Source organism: Halomonas sp. BMC6 (genome assembly GCF_964204995.1).
Taxonomy (GTDB): domain Bacteria; phylum Pseudomonadota; class Gammaproteobacteria; order Pseudomonadales; family Halomonadaceae; genus Vreelandella.
This window is the reverse complement of record NZ_CAXNSH010000001.1, coordinates 3,498,914-3,523,799: the sequence shown is the minus strand read 5'-3', so window position 1 is coordinate 3,523,799 and position 24,886 is coordinate 3,498,914. Positions and strand designations below refer to the sequence as shown.

Here is a 24,886-nt window from a genome sequence, read left to right as displayed (position 1 = left end):
ACCCTCACGCCTGAGCTCGGCAATGACGCGATTGTTGCTACCGACGCCAGTGCGCTGGACGACGATCTAGAAGCACTTCTCGCTGCATTGGATGATGAAGAAGGCGACCTGCTCGATCTGCTCGATGCCACCGCAGCAGGTGGTGGCGCCGGTGGCGGCGGCGGTGGTGGCAGCAGCTTCGTGCGCGTTGCCCGTATTGCCGAAGAAACAGACCCACTCAACTTCAGTACAGAAGGCGGTCTGGAAGGCGCTGAATTCGCAGAATTCGATGGCGGTATTGCGGCTGCAGATGATACCGATGCAGATGCGGACGCGGATGCCGATGCGGATGCCGACGCAGATGCCGATGCTGACGCGGATACAGATGCCGACGCGGATGCTGACGCAGACGCCGATGCGGATGCCGATGCCGATGCCGACGCTGATGCTGATGCTGATGCGGACGCCGATGCCGACGCAGATGCCGACGCCGACGCGGACGCAGATGCTGATGCTGATGCGGACGCCGATGCGGATGCAGATGCTGATGCTGATGCGGATGCTGACGCAGACGCAGACGCAGACGCAGACGCAGACGCAGACGCCGACGCCGATGCAGATGCGGATGCGGACGCAGATGCAGATGCAGATGCCGATGCCGACGCGGATGCGGATGCGGACGCCGATGCGGACGCGGATGCCGATTCAGATGCGGATGCGGATGCCGACGCTGATGCAGATGCAGATGCAGATGCCGATGCTGACGCAGACGCAGACGCGGATGCAGATGCCGACGCGGATGCCGACGCGGATGCGGACGCAGACGCCGATGCAGATGCCGACGCGGATGCGGACGCAGACGCCGATGCAGATGCAGACGCCGATGCGGATGCGGATGCAGACGCGGACGCCGATGCGGACGCCGACGCCGACGCGGATGCAGATGCCGACGCTGATGCAGATGCTGACGCTGATGCGGACGCCGACGCCGACGCGGATGCAGATGCAGATGCGGACGCCGATGCCGACGCAGATTCGGATTCGGATGCCGACGCTGACGCAGACGCCGATGCAGATGCCGATGCCGATGCCGATGCGGATTCTGACGCGGATGCCGATGCCGATGCCGATGCGGATTCTGACGCGGATGCGGATGCGGATGCGGATGCGGACGCGGACGCTGATGCCGATGCCGATGCCGATGCCGACGCTGATGCCGATGCAGATGCCGATGCCGACGCTGATGCGGACGCGGATGCTGACGCCGATGCCGACGCGGATGCCGATTCAGATGCAGATGCCGATGCCGATGCCGACGCGGATGCAGACGCTGATGCTGACGCCGATGCGGACGCGGATGCTGATGCCGATGCGGACGCAGACGCCGATGCCGATGCCGACGCGGATGCCGATTCAGATGCAGATGCGGATGCAGACGCTGATGCGGACGCGGACGCCGATGCCGATGCCGACGCAGATGCCGACGCCGACGCAGATGCCGATGCCGATGCTGATGCGGACGCCGATGCGGATGCTGATGCGGATGCGGACGCCGATGCGGATGCTGACGCAGACGCCGATGCAGACGCTGATGCTGATGCCGATGCCGACGCTGATGCAGATGCAGATGCAGATGCGGATGCAGACGCTGATGCTGATGCGGACGCAGATGCAGATGCAGATGCCGATGCCGACGCGGATGCGGATGCGGACGCCGATGCCGATGCCGATTCAGATGCGGATGCGGATGCCGACGCTGATGCAGATGCAGATGCCGATGCTGACGCAGACGCGGATGCAGATGCCGACGCGGATGCGGACGCAGACGCCGATGCAGATGCAGACGCGGACGCCGATGCGGACGCCGACGCGGATGCAGATGCCGACGCTGATGCAGATGCAGATGCTGACGCTGATGCGGACGCCGACGCGGATGCAGATGCCGATGCGGACGCCGATGCCGACGCAGATTCGGATTCGGATGCCGACGCTGACGCAGACGCCGATGCAGATGCCGATGCCGATGCGGATTCTGACGCGGATGCAGATGCGGACGCTGATGCCGATGCCGATGCCGATGCCGATGCAGATGCTGACGCCGATGCAGATGCGGATGCGGATGCGGACGCCGATGCGGACGCCGACGCGGATGCAGATGCCGACGCTGATGCAGATGCTGACGCTGATGCGGACGCCGACGCCGACGCCGACGCCGACGCGGATGCAGATGCCGATGCGGACGCCGATGCCGACGCAGATTCGGATGCCGACGCTGACGCAGACGCCGATGCAGATGCCGATGCCGACGCCGATGCGGACGCGGATGCTGATGCCGATGCGGACGCAGACGCCGATGCCGATTCAGATGCAGATGCAGATGCGGATGCGGATGCGGATGCGGACGCTGACGCAGACGCCGATGCAGATGCAGATGCCGACGCGGATGCCGACGCGGATGCGGATGCGGACGCGGACGCGGATGCTGATGCCGATGCGGACGCAGACGCCGATGCCGATGCCGACGCGGATGCCGATTCAGATGCGGACGCTGACGCAGACGCCGATGCAGATGCAGATGCAGATGCAGATGCCGACGCGGATGCGGATGCGGACGCCGATGCGGATGCCGACGCAGACGCAGACGCGGATGCAGATGCCGACGCGGATGCTGACGCTGACGCAGACGCCGATGCAGATGCCGATGCCGACGCGGATGCCGATTCAGATGCAGATGCGGATGCAGACGCTGATGCGGACGCGGACGCGGACGCCGATGCGGATGCCGACGCGGATGCAGACGCGGACGCAGATGCGGATGCCGATGCAGACGCAGACGCAGACGCCGATGCCGATGCCGATGCCGATGCCGACGCGGATGCGGACGCCGATGCCGATGCCGACGCGGATGCCGATTCAGATGCAGATGCGGATGCAGACGCTGACGCCGATGCCGACGCGGACGCCGATGCCGATGCTGATGCGGACGCCGATGCGGATGCTGATGCTGATGCGGATGCCGATGCTGACGCAGACGCCGATGCCGATGCCGACGCTGATGCGGACGCTGACGCCGATGCAGATGCAGATGCAGATGCCGACGCGGATGCGGACGCGGACGCCGATGCGGATGCCGACGCAGATGCCGACGCCGACGCGGATGCAGACGCGGACGCAGATGCGGATGCCGATGCAGACGCAGACGCCGATGCAGATGCCGATGCCGACGCGGATGCGGACGCCGATGCAGATGCAGATGCCGACGCGGATGCAGACGCTGATGCTGATGCGGACGCCGATGCGGACGCGGACGCGGATGCAGACGCTGATGCTGATGCCGACGCGGATGCCGATTCAGATGCGGATGCGGACGCTGACGCAGACGCCGATGCAGATGCAGATGCCGACGCGGATGCCGACGCAGACGCAGACGCGGACGCAGATGCGGATGCGGATGCGGATGCCGATGCTGACGCGGATGCCGACGCAGACGCAGACGCGGATGCAGATGCCGACGCGGATGCTGACGCAGACGCCGATGCAGATGCAGATGCAGATGCAGATGCAGATGCAGATGCGGATGCCGACGCAGACGCGGATGCAGATGCCGACGCGGATGCTGACGCAGACGCAGATGCAGATGCAGATGCAGATGCCGATGCCGACGCAGACGCAGACGCAGATGCAGATGCGGATGCCGATGCTGACGCCGATGCCGACGCGGATGCCGATTCAGATGCAGATGCCGATGCCGACGCGGACGCCGACGCGGATGCAGACGCTGACGCTGATGCTGATGCTGATGCTGATGCTGATGCGGACGCTGATGCGGACGCCGATGCGGACGCGGATGCTGATGCCGACGCGGATGCCGATTCAGATGCGGATGCAGACGCTGATGCGGACGCGGACGCCGATGCGGATGCCGACGCAGATGCCGACGCCGACGCGGATGCAGACGCTGACGCGGACGCCGATGCAGACGCCGATGCAGATGCCGATGCCGATGCCGACGCTGATGCAGATGCCGACGCAGACGCCGATGCGGATGCTGACGCGGATGCCGACGCAGACGCCGATGCAGATGCCGACGCGGATGCAGACGCTGACGCCGATGCTGATGCAGATGCAGATGCAGATGCAGATGCAGATGCAGATGCAGATGCGGATGCCGACGCTGACGCCGACGCTGATGCGGATGCCGATGCCGATGCGGATGCCGACGCTGACGCTGACGCAGACGCCGATGCTGATGCAGATGCCGACGCAGATGCGGACGCCGATGCAGATGCCGACGCGGACGCGGACGCTGACGCAGATGCCGATGCGGATGCGGATGCGGATGCGGATGCCGATTCCGACGCTGATGCCAGCCCTACTTTGACGGTTGACATCGTCGAAGAGAGCCTCGCGCTTGAGAACGGCGAGGTGACCACCAGCGACGTCACCTTCACCTTCAGCGAAGCCGTCCAAGGCTTTGATCTGAACGACGTCACCGTGGTGGGTGGCAGCGTGACCAACCTGAGTGGCCCGGTGACCAATGAAGATGGCAGCGTCACCTACACCGCCACCTTCACCCCGGACGCCGAGTTTGAAGGCACGGCCAGCGTCAGCGTGGCTGACGACAGCTACACCGACGTCGCCGGCAACCCCGGCACCGGCGGCAGTGACACCGTGGCGGTCGACGTGGCGGGCCCAAGCCTGACGGTCGACATCGTCGAAGAGAGCCTCGCGCTTGAGAACGGCGAGGTGACCACCAGCGACGTCACCTTCACCTTCAGCGAAGCCGTCCAAGGCTTTGATCTGAACGACGTCACCGTGGTGGGTGGCAGCGTGACCAACCTGAGTGGCCCGGTGACCAATGAAGATGGCAGCGTCACCTACACCGCCACCTTCACCCCGGACGCCGAGTTTGAAGGCACGGCCAGCGTCAGCGTGGCTGACGACAGCTACACCGACGTCGCCGGCAACCCCGGCACCGGCGGCAGTGATGAGATATTGATCGACACCAACACCCCCCCAGTAGCCATCGACGACTACGCCGATAGCACCGGGCTAACCGAAATCTTCACTGAGTCTTTTGAAGATGGAGAGATTAAAGGCCGGTGGCAGATCCTGGATGATTATAATAATTGGACATTAACTAACGACATCGAAATTCAAAATGCAGGTGTGACCGTAGAGCAAGCCTCAGATGGCAGCCGTTTAGCAGAGCTTGATCCTAACCGTTCGACTAAAATTTCAAGAGAGATAGATACAGACTTAGGCAAAACATACACACTTACTTTTGATTATCAAGCGCGGCCTGGCCATTTAGCCGACAGTGCTATGAAGGTGACCTTCGGCAATGTCACGTTTGAGGTGAGCACCGATAATGATCGTGTCGTGACAGTTAGTGGTAATAATAGCGACCAAGTGACTTCAGACTCGGTTGAGGGTGGCTGGACACGGATTAGCTTAGATATAGAAGCTAATAGTAGTGAGTCAATGCTAGCTTTTAAAGACTTAGGTCAACCCAATAGCTTCGGCGCCTTGCTGGATAATATTCGTGTTTTTGAGCATGGCGGCGGTGATACGCCTTTCGAGGTTAAGGCGGGTGAGTCTATTACTTTTGATCCAGCCGATCTGCTGAGTAACGATAGCGATGCTGATGGTGACGATCTAATAATCACTAACGTATTTGGTGCGCTAGGCGGTGAGGTTTTCAGAAACACCGATGGTGATATAACGTTTACTGCTAATAGCAGTGGCAACGGCCCTGCACAGTTCCAATACACTGTTTCTGATGGAAAAGGTGGTCTAGATACAGCCAAGGTATATCTGAACGTTTTGGAAGTTGACAGCGTACCGACCTCCACGGGTGGCTATGCAATAGGTAACGAAGATAGCTCAAACGGTGAAAATGATGATTTCTTACTGAAATGGGAAGACTTCAATATTGTCGATAGCGATGCCAACAGTGCTGGCTTGGGTATCATCATCACTAAACTACCTGAAGATGGCGTATTACAGTTCAAAGGGAATGGCGGTGAATGGCAAGACATCAATGATTCAAATATTGGTAGCAATGGCTTTGAGTTCTCAAAATCTCAAATCGATGATGGCGTGTTGCGCTTTAAGCCTGTACCCAATGAATCTGGTTTTGATGGCTATGGCGGCAATGGTGTAGGCGATCAACAGGCGGATTATGCTCAATTCAGCTTTAAACCGATTGATAGCCAGGTTGAGGGTGAAGAAACTATCTTTACGGTTGATGTCAAACCAGTCGCTGATACGCCTATCGTCAAGCTAGAGATTTCTAAAGGTGAGCTTATTGGGGATAGTGACGGTGAAATCATCCAGGTGAATGGCGGTAGCGGCCAAGCCGGTGGGTTTGATATTCAAGGGGGAAATATCGTTGCAATTGGTTCAGGTGTCCGTGTATGGGGTACGGTGGACCTTGATGGTAAAAATCCGTCAGGACAACCCGTGGATAACCTGGCTGGCATTAAAATACCCGACGGCGCAGATGCAAGTAGCGTACTGCTAGCGTACGGCAATGCGAATGGCGGTACGAATGCCAATTCAACAGCCCAAGGGCTGACCGATATTTTCATCTTGAATGAAAACAGTGGTTATTTTAAAGACAATAATCACTGGGCCTCGATGGATGCCTTTACGGGCAACCGTGGAGCAGGGCACTCGCCAGATTACGTGTTTATTGATGCAACATCGGGCCACTCTTATGACATTTCAGGGTGGACGAATACTCGTAATGGCCAAATCAATACCTATGAGAATGTCAACATCAGTGGTGTTGTAAAAGGGCCCAACCATATAGAAGCCATATTTGATGGTAATGGGTTGAAATTGCCACCTGCGGGGCCTAAGACCACCGAGGTCACCACTACTGAAAGCACTGGCAACTTCCAAGAGTTTTTAATAGAAGTATCTGCTCTTCTAACAGATAAAGATGGCAGTGAAGTTTTGTCAAATATCACGTTAACGCGTGTGCCCATGAGCGCAACGCTTGAACTGCTAAGTGCTCCAGATAGCGTGACTCTTGTAAAGAGCAGCGATGGTCAATGGGTGCTGAATAACCCGGCTGGGAAATCACTGCAAGACATCCAGTTACAGTTGACCGTGCCTGCTGATACTAGTGATTTTGAGCTGAAAGCAGAAGCCACGGCCACTGAAGTAGGAGGCGACGGTAACGCGTTGGAAGGAATTGAGCCGGCCATAGGCTTCGCTAGCGCTAATGTTAGTGTGATGGTGCTGCCTGAGTTGGATTACCCAGACCACGATACGAGTGTGTCATCTCCTATAGAATCTATCTGGGCACAGAAAGGGGACGGCGGCGGAAGCGCTTTTAAAGGAAGTGGTAATTTCAATCAATTCAATGCCACGGAATTAATTACTAAATACGGCTATGGTGTTGAGCAGAACCCCCAAAATAAAGTTGTTGAAGGAGAACCTGCAAGGAAAGATGCTATTCAGAGCAATGAAGAGCTCATGTTTGTGTTGTCGGAACCCGTGAGTCGTTTTATCTTTAGCGTGCATGAGGCAGAGGGGGAAAAAGGAAAAAATAGTTTGGAGGGCCGCTATGAACTGTTGGATGCAGACCGTAAGGTCGTCGCTGAGGGCACTTTTGATAATGATGGCCAAGTGTCGATAGAAACAGGTAAAAACTTTAAATATGTCTTGATTTCCGGAGAGGCTAGTGGCAATAAAACGGGCTTTTTCATTGAGATTGAGCAAGTGGGAGACATTACCTTGACCCCGGCTGCCGGTGGAAAAGTGGAGGGGAGTGGCGGTGATGACACCTTAATGGGAGGTGCAGTTGATGACACGCTATTCGGTGGTGCAGGCAGTGATCTTCTGATTGGTGGCGACGGTGACGATATCCTGTTTGGGGGGGCAGGTAATGATAGCCTGGTTGGGGGAGCAGGTAATGATACCTTCCTATGGAAGGGCGGAGATCAAGGTCAGGCAGGCGCACCAGCGTTGGATCTTGTTCAGGACTTTGGCACGGGTAGCAACACGCTGGATCTGAGTGATTTGTTGCAAGGTGAGTCCGAGGGCACCATCGACAGCTTTATCATCGCTAAAGAAGAAGGTGACGATACTTTGCTGTATATCAGCTCCAAGGGTGAGTTGAATGGCAACATAGGTAACGCCGATCAGGTCATCCATTTAGAGGGTCAAAGCTTGAATGACTTGGGAGGTGCGTCAAGCAATTCGCTAGATGTGATCCAGCACATGATCAATAACGGCAAGCTAGACATCGAGTAACTATCCACCCAACCCAAAGGCCGCCTCCGGGCGGCCTTGTTGTATCTCATTAAGATTTACTTTTCGCAACCAATCAGCGCGTTTACTTACAGAGGAAGCCGCTATGCTCTACATCAAACGAAATGCCCGTGGGGAGATTGTGATGCTCAGCAAAGAGCCCTCGCCTGAGTGTAATGACACCATCGCGGCGGATTCGCCAGAGGTGTTTGCCTTTCTGGCCCAGCAAACGGGGCAGTCGGCGCAAATGATTGCGTCGGATTTAGCGTTTGTGCGGGTAGTGGAAGATATGCTGGAAGTGCTGCTAGAGAAGGGCGTGCTCAGCTTTACCGATTTGCCCGCTGCCGCTCAGAGTAAGGTGATGGAGCGTAAGTCGCTGCGCGCTAAGAACGATGTGAATTTGATTAGTGATGATGGCGGTATTATTTGACGCGGCAGAGGCCGCGTCGTGGTTTATCTGAACAACCTTACTAAAGAGAAGCTTGAGCGATTAACTCAAGCGCACGCCTGGTCCCGTCGCTCCATCCACACCTGTGCGGAATAGGCTTTCTAGCTCTTCAGAGGTTGTGACTCCTTCGGCAATCACCTGAATCCCCAGAGAGTGGCACAGCGTGGCCATGCCGCGCACGATGGTTTGCTGCTCATTCGAGACATGAATATCGCGAATCAAGCTGCTATCCACTTTGAGATAGGCAAGCCCTACATCGTGTAAGTCGGCCAACTTAGTGAATTCCGCGCCCACATGCTCGATACCAAACTGGCAGCCCAGAGGCCGCAGTGCGCTGCACAGCCCGCGCAGACTTCCAATGGAATGCGCTGTCAGTGTAGCAGGCACCTCGAAGCAGAGCTTGCTGGCGAGAGTCGGCTGCTTCTCAAGCAGCAAACGCAGCTCGTTGACGAATTGCGCATTGTTGATCGACGCAATCGAGAGGTTGACACCGATACTTTGCTCTGGATTGGTTTCTAACTGAACCAGGGCCTGTTTGACGACGGCAATATCCAACGCGGGCTCGAGAGCAAAACGGGTCACCCAAGGAATGAACAGGCCTGCCGTTTGCCATGCGTTGGCTAGCTCAAGGCGTGCCGGGCATTCATAGTGTAGAACACGGTTCTGTGCGTCGACCACGGGGAAGTAGGCAAGCTGCGGGCCTTGGGCAATGGCCACGGTGAGTGCCGTCCGCCATTCGTTATGGTTACCAAATAGGGAGCCTTGTTCCCGTTGGCGTAGGGCGATATTGGTCGCACTGCTGTCGCTTTCTGCCTCGGCCAAGGCATCGTCCAAAGTGGCCAGTAGCGGGCCGCGCTCGTCGTCCGGATGATACGCCACGATAGCGGTGGCTAAGCGTACGTCGGTGTCTGGAACGCTCGTCGTCGTGTTGTCCAGTGCTTGTTGCAAACGCGGAAGCAGTGAATCGGGCGCCTCCTCTAATGGCAGCATGAGCAGGAAATCGCTGCCGTTTAAGCGCCCAATCAGGGCTTCATCGGCGCTGGTTTCCAAGGCGGACAGCTCCATGACCAGTGTGCTGAGCAACTGGTCGGTCGCTTGGTGGCCTAGCTGGTCGTTCAAACTCTCTAGGGCTTGCACGCGTACCATCACCATCAGGCCTGTGGCGCGGGCATCGTCGCTGCCTAATAGCGAGGCCAGCCTGCCCATGAGCACCTCACGGTTCAAAGCCCCTGTGACGCGGTCATGCTGCAAATGGCGGCGCAGTTCATCGAGCTTTTGGCTCTCTTGGCTGAGCATTTGGCGTACGTTAGCGGACAGCACGTTCATCGCTTGAGCGACTTCACGCAGCTCTAAGGTGCGGGGTTCCTGAATGGTAGTAAAACGTCGCGCGCTGATATCCTTTGCCTGCGCGACGACACGTACCAGCGGGTGCTTGATGCCCCGCACCATGACGGTGGCAATCGCTAAGCTAATCGCCCCAGCTAATACAAACCAGCCAGCGAGTTCCAACATACTGCGCCACAAAGAGGCATAGGCGTAGCTGTGCTGGCTCTCCAGCTCTAGCGTGCCGAACTGCCGCCAGCCATCTTGAATCGTCGCGGTGCCGGTGGGTACATCGAACTGCACTAGGCTGCGAAACCAAGCCGGAACATTGCCGCTGTACTCACCGGCGCGGCGCTCAACCAACACTTCGCCTTCGGCATCGCGCAGAAGGATTGAGCGGTAGTAACCGGTATCGAACTGCGCCGAGATCAGCAGCTCTAAAATCACTAAATCTTTGTCGAGCTGGCTCATGGAGAGCGCCAGAGTCGTGGCATTGTCTTCGTTTTTGATGCGCACTTCCTGCTCGATATAGTCACGGCTGCTGGTAATACTGATCGCCAAGCTGCCGACAAACGACAACAGTAAGAGCGCAATAATGGCCAGCCAAAGCTGTTTAATCAGCGACATAGCGCCAGTCCTCTTAAATGAATCCTTGTGATTGCATCCGTCCGATCACGCTACGCCAGCGCGACAGCCGTGCCAGCGGGTCGGCACGGGATTCTGAACCGCCACCTGCCCAAAGGCCGTCGCTGTTAAAGCTGAAGACGGGGTCTAAATCATTGCGCTGAGAAGCCGGTGAAATGGAGGGTGCAATGTTGTCCAGTACCAGCGGTTCGGCATTTGGCGTTGAGTAGTAGCCTAGCACCATGTGAGCCTGGGTGATTTGGCTACGGCCAATGCGGGCGCGAACGTAGATCATACGCAAACGTTCCCCCGGCACACCCAACTGCTTCAGGGTGATGTATTTAGCAATGGAGTAATCCTCACAGTCGCCTTGCCCTTTACCCAATGCTTCTAAGGGCGTTGCCCAAAAGTCCTCTTCTCCCCACACGCGGATATCTTCTACCCAGCGCACACGGCGATTGAAAAAGTCGTTCACATCGCGAAGCTGAGCTTGCACATCCTGGCCACGTAAGCGCTCCAGCAATGCAAACCACTCTTCTAAGACGCTGAGAGCGCCTTGTCCATAAAGTTGCTGCATGCTTTGCCGCAGCTGTTGGGGATTGAAGGCTACGGCAGAGGAGGGCGAAATACCCAGCTTGGCCCCCAACAGCAACGCGCCAGCAGTGGCTAAAAACTGCCGACGCGACAAGGTGGAAGGCGGGGGGGAGGAGGAAGTAGACATGGACGCCATTAGCGTTGGTCAAATATCGCTTAAGACTACAAGCTAAGGCAAAAAAGCGCTATATCTCCTCAGAAGAAAGTATCAACGGTGATGGGGTGAGCCTCTTATTCAGCCGCTACTTGTTGAGACTCTTCCAACAGCGGTTCAAGCGCTGGCCAAACGTTGTCGAGAATGATCGGCTGAGCGTCTGCTGTGGGGTGAATGCCATCGCTTTGCATCAACTGTTGGTTGAGGGCGATATCTTCCAGTAAGAAGGGCACGAGCGAGAGGTCGTACTCCTCCGCCAGAGAGTGATAGACCCCGGTGAAGGCATCGCGGTAGGCTTGACCGTAATTCGGTGGAATATCGATACCTAACAGCAGCACCTCTGCGCCTGCTTGCTGGCTTTGCTCGATCATGGTGGCGAGATTGGCGCGCATTTGGGCGGGTGGTAAACCGCGCAGGCCATCGTTGCCGCCCAGTTCTAACAGAACGATATCCGGCTCACGCTGTCCGATAATATCGGAAAATCGCTGAGCACCGCCTGAGGTGGTTTCGCCGCTGATGCTGGCATTCACCACTTGCGCCTCACCCTCAAGGCGCTCTGCTAGCAACGCGACCCAACCCTGCTCTTGCTCAATACCATATGCCGCGCTCAAGCTGTCACCCATCACAAGGAGCGTCAGCAAGTTTTCTTCAGAGGTGCTGGCATATATCGGAGCAGCACCCAACAACATTACCAGCATCAGGGCGCTCGCCACGCCGCGTCGGGCCGTCGTTTGCTCCCGTCGAAAGGTCAGCGCCTGAGCCAAACATTGTTGAACCGCTCGTTTTCGAATTGCTACAGGGAATCCATGTTTCATGTCTTACTCCTCTGACCCAACATCCTATACCTCGACCGAAGATGCGCCATCGCGCTCGCCCAACACCGACCCCTCTGCTATCCCGAAGGTTCCCGAAGAAGCTGTGAGCCAGCCAGTGCTGCATGCGGAAAAGCTGGCCAAACGAGTGACCAGCGGTGAACGCACGCTAACCATCTTACACGACCTGTCGTTAAGCGTAGCGTCGGGAGAGAGCGTTGCCATTTTAGGCAAAAGCGGCGCGGGTAAATCCACACTGCTGGGCCTGTTGGCCGGGTTGGATACGCCCAGCGACGGTGAGTTGACACTCTTTGGCCATGCGCTGAGCCGCTTGGATGAGGATGGCCGCGCGGCATTGCGGGCAGGGCGAGTAGGGTTTGTGTTCCAGAACTTTCAACTGCTGCCGACGCTCAGTGCGCTGGAAAACGTGCTGCTGCCGTTGGAGCTTTCGCCCCGCGCCGGAGAAACACGTACCGCCCAGCAGTGGTTGGAGCGTGTAGGGCTTGGCGAACGTACTTCCCACCAGCCTAAACAGCTCTCTGGCGGTGAGCAGCAGCGTGTCGCCATTGCGCGTGCCTTCGTGACGGACCCTGAGCTGGTGTTCGCCGATGAGCCGACTGGCAACCTGGACCCGGATACCGGCGCGCAGATCATCGACCTGCTTTTCACGTTGAATAAAGAAGCGGGCACGACGCTGATTCTCGTCACCCACGACCACGCCTTAGCGCGCCGCTGCGACCGCTGCCTGCGCCTCACTAACGGCCAGCTCGTCCCGTTCGAGCCAGCCCCAGCCAACAGCGAGGAAGGCGATGAGTGATATCAACTGGCGATTAGCAGCGCGAAGTCTCAAGCGCGACCTGCGCGCGGCGGATGTGCGGGCGCTGTTTGTCGCGTTGGTACTAGCGGTGGCCGCTTCCACCATGATTGCTTTCTTTCTTGATCGCTTGGAGCGCGGCCTTGAGCGCCAAGCCGGGCAGATGCTGGGTGGCGATTTAGTACTTGAACAGCGCGACCCTTTCCCAGAAGAGCTGCGCAATACGCTAGAGCAGGCGGGTTTTACGCTGAGCGACCAAGTGGATCTGGTCTCCATGATCAGCCAGGGGGAGCGCTTCCAGCCCGCCAGCCTCAAAGCGGTGGATGACGTGTACCCGCATTACGGTGTTTCTCACGTAGATAGGGGCAGCGGCGTCGAGCAAATCGCCTCTGGCCCACCTGCGGGAGAAGCCTGGGCAGACCCACGGCTAGCCGAGCTGATCGATATCGAGATTGGCGACCGCGTGCAGGTGGGGCAAACGGAGCTGACCATTAGCGGGATTATCGAGCGCGAAGCGGACCAGTCTGCAGGTTTTGGTAACTTCAACCCGCGCTTGATGCTCAATACCGCTGACCTTGAAGCTACTGGGTTGGTACAGCCAGGGTCACGCATTGAGTTTGAACTGCTGGCTGCCGGGCCGCCCGCCGCGTTAGAGCAAGTGCAGAGCTTATTGGCACAGCTACGGCGTGATGGGGTAGAGGTGCGTGATGTGCGGGTAGACCGCCCGCAGTTGGGTAACGCCCTGCAACGTGCGGAAAGCTACTTAGGCCTTGCCGGGTTAGCAGCGGTGCTGTTGGCTGGGGTGGCGGTTGCTATGTCGACCCGCCGCTACGTAGAGCGTCACCTGGATACCGCTGCGCTGCTGCGCTGCTTTGGGGCCAGCCAGTATCAGCTTGTGACAGTTTTCAGCCTGCAACTCATTGGGCTGGCATTAATGGCCTCCCTCATTGGTGCGCTGCTGGGCTTGGTCGGCCAAGCGGTGCTGTTGTGGCTATTGACCAGCTTTCTGCCCATGACGCTGCCACCCCCTGGTATTATGCCGCTGTGGCTCGGTATCTTCACCGCGCTGGCGGTGCTGGTGGGGTTTGCAGGGCCAACGCTGCTGCGTATCAAGCAGGTAAGCGCGCTTAAAGTCCTGCGGCGAGAGCTGGACCCGCTACCGCCCGCCGCTTGGCTGGTGGTTGGCGTTGCCAGTATCGTGTTTGGTGGCCTGCTGTGGCTCTATTCAGGCAGCTTTCCTCTGGCCTTGGCGCTTCTGGTGGGGGGCTCGGCGTTACTGGCGCTGCTATGGGGCGTGAGTTCTTTATTGCTGAATGGTTTGCTCCGCGCTGTGCAGCGCCTTAAGGGGGGCGGCGAGTGGGTTCAGGCATTTCGCTTGGGCGGGCGTCAGCTGGCCCGCCGCAAGCAGGCAGGGCTTGGCCAGCTATTAGCTTTCTCGGTGACGTTTTTTGCCATGGCGATGATCGTCCTGGTGCGTGGGGATCTGCTCACTACTTGGCAAGACCAGCTCCCAGAAGATACGCCCAACTACTTTGCCATCAACATTCAGCCCGGCGAGCGGGATGCGTTCGAGCAAGCGGTGGCACCTCGGGTCGATACCCAAAGCACCCTTTATCCCATGGTACGTGGGCGTATTACCGAGATTAACGGACAAGCGCCCAGAGATGCAGTGCCCGCCGATGCCCGAGGCGACAACTCGCTGCGCCGTGAACTTAACTTGACGTGGCAATCCGAACTGCCCGAAGGCAACCAAGTGGTGGCAGGGCAGTGGTTCACACCCGCCAGTGAGCCAGAAGGCTGGATGAGCGAAGTGGACGCGACGCCTTCGAGCGATTCAGAAACTGTTCCCATTTCGGTGGAGGATGGTTTGGCTGAGCGTCTTGGTTTGGGATTGGGAGACGAAATCACGTTCGCCGTGGGCAGCGACAGCATCACGACACGCATTGAAAGCCTGCGCAGCCTGAATTGGGACAGCTTCAACCCGAACTTCTTCGTAATCTTCCCGCCCGGCGTGCTGGAATCGTTCGGCCATAGCTTCATCACCGCTTTCCATCTGCCAGACGAAGAGCAGGCCTTGGTGCGCGAGCTGGTTAGCGACTTCCCCGGCGTTTCGCTGCTCAACGTGGATGCCATCCTAGGGCAGGTGCGCGATGTATTGACCCAAGTGACTCGCGCGGTGGAGCTTGTGCTAATCCTGGTGCTGTTGGCGGGCGTGAGTGTGCTCTACGCCGCGCTTACCGCCAGCCGCCCGGTACGCGCCCATGAGAGTGGCCTGCTGCGGGTGTTTGGTGCAGGCAACCGAATGATCTCCCGCGTGCAAGGGGCCGAATATGCCTTGCTTGGGTTCGCCAGCGGCCTGCTAGGGGCGGTGCTTGCAGAGTCCGCCACCGCCGCGCTCTACCTCTACTGGCTCGACTTAACCCCGCGCCTGCATATCGGCCTATGGCTAACGCTACCCACCGGCGGCGCGCTGCTGATAGGTGTCATCGGTCATGCGCTCTCCTACAGCCTGCGTAGGCAAGCCCCCGCCGCTAGTTTAGGGCTGCTAGGTGAAGCTTAATCTACAACCATAAAAGCTCCCTCCTACAGCAGTTTATCGGGGCATTGCCGAAGGCAGTTGTAGGAGGGCACCTGATTAGGCGATGAAGCAACCGTCGTAGTGGCTAATTGATTAGGCGATGAAGACACGATTGTGGGAGGCCAATTTATTGGGCGACGGCGGCGTCAGCCGCCCTTAGCCTGCCGAGGCACCAGTGCCTTCATCATCGCGAGCTAAAGCTCCCTCCTACATCACTTTATTTCTATGGCTGACATCATCCATCTACACCTCAAATCGAGATGGCGGCGCTGCAGCTTGGTGATATGCTAAAACCTTTCAACAGGGAGGTCGTGTCATGCAGGCGAAGGTGATGAAGTGGGGCGCTGCAGGGGTATCGCTTTGGCTAGTGGCGGGAGCCGCGCAGGCGTCGCTGCAACAGCTAGAGGCCGATTTACAAGCAGAGCTGGCAGGCGATGGCGCTAGTATGGTTATCGGGCAGCTTGTGGAAGAAGCCAACAGCTACGTGGCGGAAGATGTGGCGATTACCTATACCAACGGTGATTTGCTCTCGATTGATCGTTACCGCGTGGAAGGTCGTTACGCACGGCCAGCGTCAATTACCCTAGATGGCATCAGTATGACTGAATTGGGGTTCGACTCGCCGGTGTTGACCGTGGGCGAGCTGGTACTACGAGAGCCTGGCGCTGCCGTTCCCATGTTAGAAACCTTCGAAGCGGAAGGTAGCATCATCAACGCACTCAGCCTGAGCGATATTACCTTCCGGCTAGAGGGCAGCCTGGCAGATGAGCTAGCCGCTGAGCTTGAGAGCCAAGCACTAGCCGGTGTTCTCTCCATTGATTCCCTAGAGCTAGAAGACGCGAGCAGCAGTGCCGTTGGCCTCATCGCGTTACAAGGAGTTAGCGGTGAGCTGAACGACTTCGCTACCGGCATTTCCGCGACGTTGGCATTAGGGGATATGCGCATTGAAGCGTTAGAAGGGCTCGACCGCCCCGGAGAAGAGCGCCTTGAGCATGCCGAATTGAACGGTTTCAGTTTAACCGGCGAGCAGTGGAGCGTATTACTGGATAACGCTTGGGTAAAAGGCAATAGCTACGTAGGCGAAGCGGGCTTTAGCGGCGCGGAATTTGATCTGGGCGAGTTAATCAATCTAGTGCCTCCCTCCGAGCGTGAAGAGCTACAAGCCTTGAACCGTGTGCTGACGGGCGGGACCGGGCGTTTAAGTGCCGAGGGGCAAAGTGCCTCCCAGTGGCAGGAATCACCCTCTGACGAATCGAGCAACCGCAACCGCCTTACCTCGGAAGGGTATTTGCAGTTGGACGGAGCCGGTGGCCTTGAGTTCTCCATGGATGTGCCCATCAGCTTGCCCAAAGGGGCCAGCTTAGAGCAGGCCACACAAAACCCCGCCCTGTTTGAAGCGGCGACGCTGTATGGTGGTAATGTCACCGTGGCTTACAGTGATGAAGGCATGTTACCGCGCATTGCCACTGAAATAGCGGCTCAAGAAGGGATCAGCGAAGAGCAGGCGATCTCTCAAGCCTGGGCGCAGGCGCAGCAGTTAGGGCCGCTGCTTGGCCCGCAAATCACCAAACTCATGGTGGGCATGGTAGATATTATGGCGGGCAAAGCCCAGTCATTGACCGTTAATGTGGCGCTGCCCAATCCGTTTATGCTTAACCAATTCATAATGAACCCAATGGCCAGCAGCGAGCGCCTCACCTTCACCTTTGAGCTGAAGTAGCGTGGTTGTCCGGTCGGTCAGGTTTGAGGGTCGGCTAGCAACATGAAACATGCTCATGCAGGACCTGACGCGGATGCGATGAAAGTCGCGTCAGGCTGCGGTATGATAGCCGCCTCGCTTCTCCATGATGATCCTTTTGTAACGAGGTTCCCGCCGATGTTCAGCCGCGATATGACAATTGCCGGATTCGATGATGCACTGTTTGATGCCATGCAAAAAGAAGTGGCACGCCAAGAAGCTCACATCGAACTCATTGCTTCTGAAAACTACGCCAGCCCCCGCGTACTAGAAGCGCAAGGCAGCCAGCTGACCAACAAATACGCCGAAGGCTACCCAGGCAAGCGCTACTACGGCGGCTGTGAGTTTGTCGATATCGCTGAAAACCTGGCCATCGACTACGCCAAGCAGCTGTTCGGCGCGACCTACGTTAACGTGCAGCCGCACTCTGGCTCTCAAGCCAACAGCGCCGTTTTCCAAGCGCTGGTTACGCCGGGCGACACCATCCTCGGTATGAGCCTGGATGCGGGTGGTCACCTGACCCACGGTGCCAAGCCCAACTTCTCTGGCAAGCACTACAACGCCATTCAGTACGGCCTGAATGAGCAAGGCCTGATCGATTACAACCAAGTCGCTGAACTGGCCCGTGAGCACAAGCCGAAGATGATCATCGCCGGTTTCTCTGCCTATTCTCAGATTGTGGACTGGGCAAAATTCCGTGAGATTGCTGACGAAGTAGGCGCTTACTTGCTGGTGGATATGGCGCACGTTTCTGGCTTGGTCGCTGCTGGCGTTTACCCCAGCCCGCTGCCCCACGCCCATGTGGTCACGTCCACGACGCACAAAACTCTGCGCGGCCCGCGTAGCGGCGTGATTCTCTCGGCAGAGAACAACCCGGATATCGAGAAGAAGCTGCAGTCGGCGGTCTTCCCCGGTGGCCAGGGCGGCCCGTTGATGCACGTGATTGCTGCCAAAGCGATCTGCTTCAAAGAAGCCATGGAACCTGAGTTCAAAACCTACCAGCAGCAGGTGGTTAAGAACGCCCAAGCCATGGCGAAGGTCTTCATCGACCGCGGTTACGACATCGTGTCCGGTGGCACCGAAGACCACCTGTTCTTGCTATCACTGATCAAGCAGGGCGTGACCGGTAAAGATGCGGATGCAGCCCTTGGCCGCGCCCACATCACCGTCAACAAAAACGCCGTACCGAACGACCCGCAAAGCCCGTTTGTCACCTCTGGCCTTCGTATCGGCACCCCGGCCGTCACCACGCGCGGCTTTGGTGAAGAGGAGTGTACGCAGCTGGCAGGCTGGATTTGCGATATCCTTGACGTACTAGCCAAAGGCGAAGACACCAGCAGCGTTGAAGCTCAAGTGTTGGATAAAGTTGCTGAAGTTTGTGGCCGCTTCCCGGTTTATAAATAAATACCGTTTTGCCACATAGTGTGCAAAAAGCGCTAGCCCTTTGGGCTAGCGCTTTTTATTTGAGGGGAGTTAATTAGGGCTTCGGCGAGTCTTGGCGAATGATGCTCACCTTTTGCTGTTCCTTGGTCCACTTGCCCGCTTTCTTATCAATATATTGGAAGTGTTCATTGGTAAAGCTGCCTTGGTTACAAGCATGACGGTAGGAGACCGTGGGCACGTGAGCTTGATCCAAAAGCTTGATGAAAACGCCCGGCCCCGTCAGCTCAAACACGTTAGTAAGCTGATTCTCTACGATGTTGTGATGGACCTGCTCAATTAATTTAAGCAGGTTGGGGTTGCCAGGTCGACTGGCAATAAAGTAATTGCTCAACTCTCCTTTGCGGGTCGTTACATATAATTCGTCAATATCTGCGGGTACAACCCGGCCCAATGGCCAGATGGCATGGGCGTCGATGTCAAGGTAAACGCCACCATGCTTATAAAGCGCCAATAGCCGCCAAAAATCGGCCTGAGCGGCACCAATCTGCAGTTTGTCGTAGCTCTCGAGCCACGCAGGTTCGAAGTTCTGTTCAATGAAGTTCTGGCGCGCTTGGGTGATCATGAAACGATACTCAAAGCGCGGTGCCATCAGGCGGTTAAAGAGATAATTGAGATAAACCGGCAGCGTCACCTTATTGGTGAAATTGGTTTGCCAAATAACACGAGGGATGACGGTATCTTGCTTGGCGGGTAGCCAGGGGGCCGCACGTTCTGGCAGCGTAAAACGCTTGTTGGGAAAAAGCGCATGGAATCCATAGCTCAACACTTTGGTGATATTGGCAAACAGTTTGATCACCCGGCTGACGGCCACGATGTGAGGCTGGCGGGTACGGCGACGTGAAGACATAGTCGTCCTTTCGATGAGCAAATGAAAAGCCTAGCGTGTTGGCTAGGCTTTCAGTACGTCAGGGGTTTAAGAGCGGGGTATTACCAACCGCCCTGTGCCTCTAACAAGCTGCGCATATTATTATCCAATGGCAGTTGGAAGTCTGCACTTCCCAGTACCATGGCATCGCCAGCGCGCACAACGCGAGCGCTCACGTATAAATAGTCCTGGCCCTGAGCATAGGTGCCCATCAGGATAGAGCGTGCATTGTGCTGAGAGCTTAATCGTTGAACCTGACGAGAGAGGATGAGTTCCCCCACGCTCTCTTCAATAAACATGCTATCGCGCATTTTGACTTCGCGAACCTGCATCCCCTGCTGAGCCAGTGCCGAGGCCATGATCTCAGAACTGATCCGGCCAAAGGTCGAGGATTGGCTCAGGTTGTCGATACTGACAAAGGTAGCTGCAATCATGGGGCTGTAGCGAGTTAAATCGGGGTTGTTAATGACCATCTGTTGCGCTGCTTCATGGGCAAGTTCAGAAAGGTCAGGCTCTGGCTCTTGAGGCTGGGAATTATTGCCTAGGTTCGCGCAGCCTGTCAGCAGCAGCGTAAGGCATAACGTAGCCAAGACGTCAGTGCGAAACAGGCGCACTGACGTTAACGCAAAGATCGAACGTAAAGACATAAACATTACCAAGTATCAGTGATAGAAACGGTCGGCGTCGTAGGTGTTCTGGGTACCCGATGAGGGGCATATTGGCGGCGATCACCCGAATTAATGTAATAGATATTGGATGAGGAGTAGAGGATTTGATCCTGTTCCACTATCTGGGTGGTGATGATGATTTCTTCGTTGCCCTTGGAGGTCCAGCTACCGTTGGTGGTGTCGGCCGCCATAGCCGCTGGGATGAGTGCCAGTGCGGGCTCGCTCCAGTTGCCCAAAGGGATACTGGCCACTGCAATACCACTCGCCAAAGCGGTATAGGCCCCGAAGGGTGGCCGCGTATAGCCACGGTCTCGGTGCTCGACCACTTCTACATCAATTTGTATGGTGGCACCGTTGGTACGCGGCTGAGTCGTCACGCTGCCGCCGCCCGAAACCAGCTCGCTGGTCAGTAGCGTTCTGAAGCCGCGCTCGAACTCGCCTCCGCTGTAGTATGAGCCGTACTGCTCATGTTCAGGGGCCGCAATGTGTAAATCACGGAAGCGCACCCGTTCGCTGGATAAAATGCCGCCCGCTTCGTGCTGAGCGAGCACTTCCCAGTGCTGGGCGGCCTGCATTTTTTGCTGTTCCGTGTAGGGGTAAGTCGTGGCAATGGGGGCCTGAGAAGTGCTGGCGTAAAAACAGCCGCTGAGCATCAGGCTCGCAAGTCCCAGGCCAACGGGGCGTAAAAAATGGACAATGGAGTGTGACATAGGACGAGTGCGCACCTGGTAGTTCCTTATCGCTACTAATCGGCTTTTTGATAGACTAGTTTGCCATGCTTAGCATAGATCGGCCACGAGGTTAAAAACTTGAATGAGTAATCATACCAATGCTTGAAGACCATCGCAGCGGCCCACGTCATGATTCTCTGCTCTCCAACTACCCCGAAGACGATAGCAACAACGGTTGGATGATCAGCTATATCGATATCATGACGCTGCTGGTGGCGCTATTTGTCATTATTATTGCCGCTGCCGGGGTGACTAGCCCTGATTGGTCGCCTGCCACGGCAGAGCCTGATACGGGTGACAGCATTGCTGCACCGCTGGGAGTACCGTTGCCCGCTGTGTTGGATGAGCGCCGCCAGCAGAGAAGCACCACGCTGGCGGCCGTGCCCGGCACTCTTAGTCCGATGGCTATTAGCGCTGCGCTAGGGGTGGCAGGCTTACCGCCTCGTCCTACCACCGTTCCCAGCGTGCCGCCGCTGATAGCACTGCCCGTTCAACCTGAGCCCACTCCGGTGTCAGAGACGCCATTGGTGGCGTCGTTAGTGGAGCGCTTTCACGCTTCGTTACCCACTTCCACATTGTTACCGATCCCTACATTACCGACTCCGTTAGTGCGCATTGAAGAAGAGGTTGCCGCAGCGCCGTTGGCTGATTACATGGTGCTGTTGACCGATCGCCCCCCAGTAAACGTACAGGAAGTCAGTGATGAGGCGATCAGCAGTGCGTTAGCAATCGATGCCCGTTTGGCTGAGCAGGTTGAAACATCGCCCTATTTACCCAACCTTGAGGGCGTAGAGGTCTCTCGAGTGGCGGAAGGCATCAGCCTGCGGGTACAAGATAGGCTGCTGTTTCCCTCTGCGACGGCAGAGCTAACCGAAGGCGGCTCATCGCTGGTAGGGAGTCTGTTAGACACGATTCAGCGCTACGATGGCGAAGTGTGGGTAGAAGGCCACTCCGACAGTCAAAGTATTAACACCCCAGAATTCTCCTCTAATTGGGCGCTCTCCAGCGCACGTGCTATTGCCATTGTTGAAGCCTTGGAAGCGGCGGGTGTGGCCGCTGAACGCTTGCGAGCCGTAGGGTTAGCCGCCACTCAACCCTTGGAAGATAACAGCACCGCCGAGGGGCGTGCGCGTAACCGCCGAGTGGAGGTGGTCATTCATGCTCAATAGGTGGCATCCAGCAATGAACAACGCTTTTGTATAAGGCGATAGAAACAGAGATAGATACAGCATAAAAAAAGCCCGCCGGGGGAGGCGGGCTTGAAAGGGCTTGGCTCACTGCAGCCCACTGACATCAGGTGAGGGGGTGTACAAGGTTGCCAGTGGGTACAATTCGAGTATAGCTATTTGTGAGCGTTTGCCAAGGGCTTGTGCAATTTTTTTGCGAATTTCTTGTACTTATTTTTATGCATAAAACTGATTGAATAAAAAAGAGGGCGTTTTTGCACTGTTTTGGTGCTTTTTAAGTGCGCTTTTTTGGTGCTTGGTAGTCGGAGATTATTTTCTGTGGTTTAAGTAATTGATTTTTTTTATCTAAACTTCATTGGCATGCATTCTGCTTTATTGCTTATCTGAGAACGACGCCCGCGTAACGGCTTTAAAGATTGCAATAAGGTGGTGCCATGACAAAACACACCCGCACTACAAGCACTCACTTTGAGTGGGTGAATCTCGCCCAGCCTCCTGGAAGCCCCGACCCGGCCCTTCAGCCGCGTTTAGTGGTTACTGACCTAGACGGTTCGCTGCTTGATCACCACAGTTACGACTTCTCTCCTGCAGCGCCTTGGCTGGCGCGCCTAAAACAGCTGGGCGTGCCCGTTATTCCAGTCACCAGTAAAACCCGTGCCGAACTGATCTCCCTGCGTGAAGCGTTAGGCCTAACGGCGACGCCGTTCGTGGCGGAAAACGGCGCTGTGATTGGCCTGCCGCCGGGCTGGTGTCACGCACGGTTAGATCGCCCTGGCAGCGGGCTAGACGGCGTGGTGGTGAAACACACCGGTGTTGACGTGGGGTTTATCCGTGCACGGTTGAACGTCTGGCGCAAGCGTTTGGGCGTGCGCTTTACCCGGATGAGCGAACTGGATATGGCGGCTGTGATGTCGCTCACCGGTTTAGACGAAACCCGCGCCAAAGCGGCCCGGCAGCGTGAAGGCAGCGAGCCGCTTATCTGGGAAGACGACGAAGCTGCGCTGGCCAATTTCCGGTTAGCGCTGGAAGGCGATGGCTTGATGCTCACCCAAGGCGGACGCTTTTGGCATGTGATGGGGAAAGCCTCGGATAAGGGCAGCGCCGTTGATTGGCTCATCAAGCGCTTTACCGCGTTGCGTGGCCGTGAGCCGCTCTCATTAGGACTAGGTGACGGCCCGAACGATATATCCATGCTCGATGCCGTCGATCAGGCCGTCGTGATCAAAGGGTGCCACGACTTGACCGTCACGCCGACGAATACAGCGCTATATCGCACTCAGGAAACCGGGCCGACAGGCTGGGCCGAGGGGGTGGCCCACTGGTGGGGGCGAGACGACCGCCGGTTAGCGGCGGCACCTACCCAAGCGTCCGTTACGGCCTAATCAACGAGGGATCAGCGTATGAGTGATTTTCATCAGAATGGCGTCATTACCGATTTCCACAACCTCACTCGCCGTCCGGTGGAGGCGCTAGAGCAGGAGCTAGGCCAGTTTGCCAAGCGTCGTCCGATGGGGCTGATACTCCCGTCGCTATTTTCCGAGTTGGAAGGCCCAGCGCTTTCGGCCATTGTCGATGAGTTGGTGAAAGTGCCTTATCTCAATGAGATTGTGATCGGCCTGGACCGGGCAGACCGTGAGCAATTCCTATATGCCCGCGAATTCTTCTCTCGTCTTCCCCAGCACACCCGCATTCTATGGAACGACGGTCCACGCCTGCGTGAGCTAGACGCCGAGCTGGAAAGCCACGGTTTAGGGGCCTTAGAGCCCGGCAAAGGGCGCAACGTGTGGTATTGCGCAGGATACGTGCTGGCCTCTGGCCGCTCGTCGGTGGTTGGTCTGCACGACTGCGATATTCTGACCTATGACCGTAGCCTGCTGGCGCGGCTCATGTATCCCGTGGCTCACCCACGGTTCAATTACAGTTTCTGCAAAGGCTATTACCCCCGCATTGCCGAAGGAAAGCTCAACGGCCGGGTGTCTCGGCTGATGGTGACGCCGCTACTGCGAGCGCTCAAAACCGTATGCGGGCCGCTGCCCTATTTGGACTACTTGGATAGCTTCCGTTATCCGCTCTCGGGGGAGTTTGCGATGCGCAGCGATGTGCTGGAAGGCATTCGTATCCCCGCTGACTGGGGCCTGGAGATTGGGGTGTTGTCTGAACTGCAGCGTAACTATTCACACCGCCAGCTGTGTCAGGTCGATATTGCCGATGCCTACGACCACAAGCATCAGCCCGTTAGCGAGGATGATGTCAACGGCGGCCTGAATCGCATGAGCCTGGATATCGCCAAAGCACTGTACCGTAAGCTGGCCACCCAAGGCGTGAGCTTCAGCAGTGAAGATTTCCGCACGCTAAAAGCGACGTACTACCGTCTAGCACTCGATTTGATCGAAGCCTACGACCACGACGCCACCATGAATGGCCTGAGTTTGGATCGCCACTGTGAAGAGCAGGCGGTGGAGCTGTTTGCCAGCAATCTGCTGGAAGCAGGCAATCTGTTCTTGGATAACCCCCGCGAACGGCCGTTCATTCCTAGCTGGAACCGGGTACAGGCCGCCGTACCCGATATACTGGCGCGAATGCACGAAGCAGTAGAGTTGGATAACCAGGGCAAGGTGTAGCTGGGAAATAAGGTGAGCAAGCCCCCGCCTGGTTGGGCGGGG

The 24,886-nt window shown here is 57.1% G+C and carries 16 protein-coding genes; 10 read left to right on the top strand and 6 right to left on the bottom strand.

Features of this window, described 5'->3' with window-relative positions; all coding sequences use genetic code 11:
- Window positions 1-124 precede the first annotated feature (124 nt).
- The 3 genes from AB6K10_RS16995 (at window position 125) to AB6K10_RS16985 (ending at window position 8,674) form a co-directional block, all read left to right on the top strand.
- Window positions 125-4,360, top strand: a complete 4,236-nt coding sequence (locus tag AB6K10_RS16995) for a hypothetical protein (protein WP_339119416.1) — start codon at window positions 125-127, stop codon at window positions 4,358-4,360.
- Window positions 4,357-8,247 (top strand): Ig-like domain-containing protein, encoded by a 3,891-nt coding sequence (locus tag AB6K10_RS16990; RefSeq protein WP_339119415.1) that lies wholly within the window; start codon window positions 4,357-4,359, stop codon window positions 8,245-8,247. The genes AB6K10_RS16995 and AB6K10_RS16990 overlap by 4 nt, the downstream gene beginning before the upstream one ends.
- Window positions 8,248-8,350: 103 nt before the next feature.
- Window positions 8,351-8,674 (top strand): hypothetical protein, encoded by a 324-nt coding sequence (locus AB6K10_RS16985; RefSeq protein WP_044630740.1) that lies wholly within the window; start codon window positions 8,351-8,353, stop codon window positions 8,672-8,674.
- A 60-nt stretch (window positions 8,675-8,734) separates the two neighbouring features.
- On the opposite strand, the gene AB6K10_RS16980 is transcribed toward AB6K10_RS16985, so the two are convergent.
- The 3 genes from AB6K10_RS16980 to AB6K10_RS16970 all read right to left on the bottom strand — a co-directional run bounded on the left by AB6K10_RS16980 (window position 8,735) and on the right by AB6K10_RS16970 (window position 12,076).
- Window positions 8,735-10,642, bottom strand: a complete 1,908-nt coding sequence (locus tag AB6K10_RS16980; protein WP_339119414.1) for an EAL domain-containing protein — start codon at window positions 10,640-10,642, stop codon at window positions 8,735-8,737.
- A gap of 13 nt (window positions 10,643-10,655) precedes the next feature.
- Window positions 10,656-11,360 (bottom strand): transglutaminase-like cysteine peptidase, encoded by a 705-nt coding sequence (locus AB6K10_RS16975; protein WP_339119413.1) that lies wholly within the window; start codon window positions 11,358-11,360, stop codon window positions 10,656-10,658.
- A gap of 104 nt (window positions 11,361-11,464) precedes the next feature.
- Window positions 11,465-12,076 (bottom strand): arylesterase, encoded by a 612-nt coding sequence (locus AB6K10_RS16970; RefSeq protein ID WP_339119631.1) that lies wholly within the window; start codon window positions 12,074-12,076, stop codon window positions 11,465-11,467.
- A gap of 124 nt (window positions 12,077-12,200) precedes the next feature.
- Here AB6K10_RS16970 and AB6K10_RS16965 point away from each other — a divergent pair, with 124 nt between their 5' ends.
- The 4 genes from AB6K10_RS16965 to glyA all read left to right on the top strand — a co-directional run bounded on the left by AB6K10_RS16965 (window position 12,201) and on the right by glyA (window position 18,733).
- Window positions 12,201-13,016, top strand: a complete 816-nt coding sequence (locus AB6K10_RS16965) for an ABC transporter ATP-binding protein (protein ID WP_339119412.1) — start codon at window positions 12,201-12,203, stop codon at window positions 13,014-13,016.
- Complete coding sequence (locus tag AB6K10_RS16960; RefSeq protein WP_339119411.1) at window positions 13,009-15,573, top strand: FtsX-like permease family protein; 2,565 nt, start codon at window positions 13,009-13,011, stop codon at window positions 15,571-15,573. The genes AB6K10_RS16965 and AB6K10_RS16960 overlap by 8 nt, the downstream gene beginning before the upstream one ends.
- Window positions 15,574-15,907: 334 nt before the next feature.
- Window positions 15,908-17,311: a hypothetical protein gene (locus tag AB6K10_RS16955; protein WP_339119410.1), complete on the top strand. Its 1,404-nt coding sequence runs from the start codon at window positions 15,908-15,910 to the stop codon at window positions 17,309-17,311.
- Between the two features lie 156 nt (window positions 17,312-17,467).
- A complete protein-coding gene (glyA, locus tag AB6K10_RS16950) occupies window positions 17,468-18,733 on the top strand; it encodes a serine hydroxymethyltransferase (RefSeq protein WP_339119409.1) in 1,266 nt (421 codons plus the stop codon).
- 73 nt (window positions 18,734-18,806) lie between these two features.
- Here glyA and AB6K10_RS16945 read toward each other — a convergent pair whose 3' ends face one another.
- The 3 genes from AB6K10_RS16945 to AB6K10_RS16935 all read right to left on the bottom strand — a co-directional run bounded on the left by AB6K10_RS16945 (window position 18,807) and on the right by AB6K10_RS16935 (window position 21,030).
- Window positions 18,807-19,619 carry a glycosyltransferase gene (locus tag AB6K10_RS16945; protein ID WP_339119408.1) on the bottom strand — a complete coding sequence of 271 codons (813 nt, stop codon included), beginning with the start codon at window positions 19,617-19,619 and terminating at the stop codon, window positions 18,807-18,809.
- 80 nt (window positions 19,620-19,699) lie between these two features.
- The gene (locus AB6K10_RS16940; RefSeq protein ID WP_339119407.1) at window positions 19,700-20,284 is read right to left on the bottom strand and encodes a FlgO family outer membrane protein; all 585 of its coding nucleotides are present in this window, start codon (window positions 20,282-20,284) and stop codon (window positions 19,700-19,702) included.
- A gap of 5 nt (window positions 20,285-20,289) precedes the next feature.
- Window positions 20,290-21,030, bottom strand: coding sequence for a hypothetical protein (locus tag AB6K10_RS16935; RefSeq protein ID WP_368473626.1), 741 nt, complete (start codon window positions 21,028-21,030; stop codon window positions 20,290-20,292).
- A gap of 104 nt (window positions 21,031-21,134) precedes the next feature.
- Between AB6K10_RS16935 and AB6K10_RS16930 the strand changes: the two genes are divergently transcribed.
- The 3 genes from AB6K10_RS16930 (at window position 21,135) to AB6K10_RS16920 (ending at window position 24,844) form a co-directional block, all read left to right on the top strand.
- Complete coding sequence (locus tag AB6K10_RS16930; protein WP_339119405.1) at window positions 21,135-22,205, top strand: OmpA family protein; 1,071 nt, start codon at window positions 21,135-21,137, stop codon at window positions 22,203-22,205.
- A gap of 452 nt (window positions 22,206-22,657) precedes the next feature.
- Window positions 22,658-23,605 (top strand): HAD-IIB family hydrolase, encoded by a 948-nt coding sequence (locus tag AB6K10_RS16925; protein WP_339119404.1) that lies wholly within the window; start codon window positions 22,658-22,660, stop codon window positions 23,603-23,605.
- Window positions 23,606-23,623: 18 nt separating this feature from the next.
- Complete coding sequence (locus AB6K10_RS16920) at window positions 23,624-24,844, top strand: glycosyl transferase (protein WP_339119403.1); 1,221 nt, start codon at window positions 23,624-23,626, stop codon at window positions 24,842-24,844.
- Window positions 24,845-24,886 lie beyond the last annotated feature (42 nt).

What these genes read in the sequence shown, in the direction of transcription:
- AB6K10_RS16995 (WP_339119416.1), top strand. Translation starts at nt 125, where the DNA reads ATGCCACCGCAGCAGGTGGTGGCGCCGGTGGCGGCGGCGGTGGTGGCA.
- AB6K10_RS16965 (WP_339119412.1), top strand. Translation starts at nt 12,201, where the DNA reads ATGTCTTACTCCTCTGACCCAACATCCTATACCTCGACCGAAGATGCG.
- AB6K10_RS16945 (WP_339119408.1), bottom strand. Translation starts at nt 19,619, where the DNA reads ATGTCTTCACGTCGCCGTACCCGCCAGCCTCACATCGTGGCCGTCAGC.
- AB6K10_RS16925 (WP_339119404.1), top strand. Translation starts at nt 22,658, where the DNA reads ATGACAAAACACACCCGCACTACAAGCACTCACTTTGAGTGGGTGAAT.
- AB6K10_RS16920 (WP_339119403.1), top strand. Translation starts at nt 23,624, where the DNA reads ATGAGTGATTTTCATCAGAATGGCGTCATTACCGATTTCCACAACCTC.
- AB6K10_RS16930 (WP_339119405.1), top strand. Translation starts at nt 21,135, where the DNA reads ATGCTTGAAGACCATCGCAGCGGCCCACGTCATGATTCTCTGCTCTCC.
- AB6K10_RS16980 (WP_339119414.1), bottom strand. Translation starts at nt 10,642, where the DNA reads ATGTCGCTGATTAAACAGCTTTGGCTGGCCATTATTGCGCTCTTACTG.
- AB6K10_RS16970 (WP_339119631.1), bottom strand. Translation starts at nt 12,076, where the DNA reads ATGTTGTTGGGTGCTGCTCCGATATATGCCAGCACCTCTGAAGAAAAC.
- AB6K10_RS16960 (WP_339119411.1), top strand. Translation starts at nt 13,009, where the DNA reads ATGAGTGATATCAACTGGCGATTAGCAGCGCGAAGTCTCAAGCGCGAC.
- glyA (WP_339119409.1), top strand. Translation starts at nt 17,468, where the DNA reads ATGTTCAGCCGCGATATGACAATTGCCGGATTCGATGATGCACTGTTT.
- AB6K10_RS16975 (WP_339119413.1), bottom strand. Translation starts at nt 11,360, where the DNA reads ATGTCTACTTCCTCCTCCCCCCCGCCTTCCACCTTGTCGCGTCGGCAG.
- AB6K10_RS16955 (WP_339119410.1), top strand. Translation starts at nt 15,908, where the DNA reads ATGCAGGCGAAGGTGATGAAGTGGGGCGCTGCAGGGGTATCGCTTTGG.
- AB6K10_RS16940 (WP_339119407.1), bottom strand. Translation starts at nt 20,284, where the DNA reads ATGTCTTTACGTTCGATCTTTGCGTTAACGTCAGTGCGCCTGTTTCGC.
- AB6K10_RS16985 (WP_044630740.1), top strand. Translation starts at nt 8,351, where the DNA reads ATGCTCTACATCAAACGAAATGCCCGTGGGGAGATTGTGATGCTCAGC.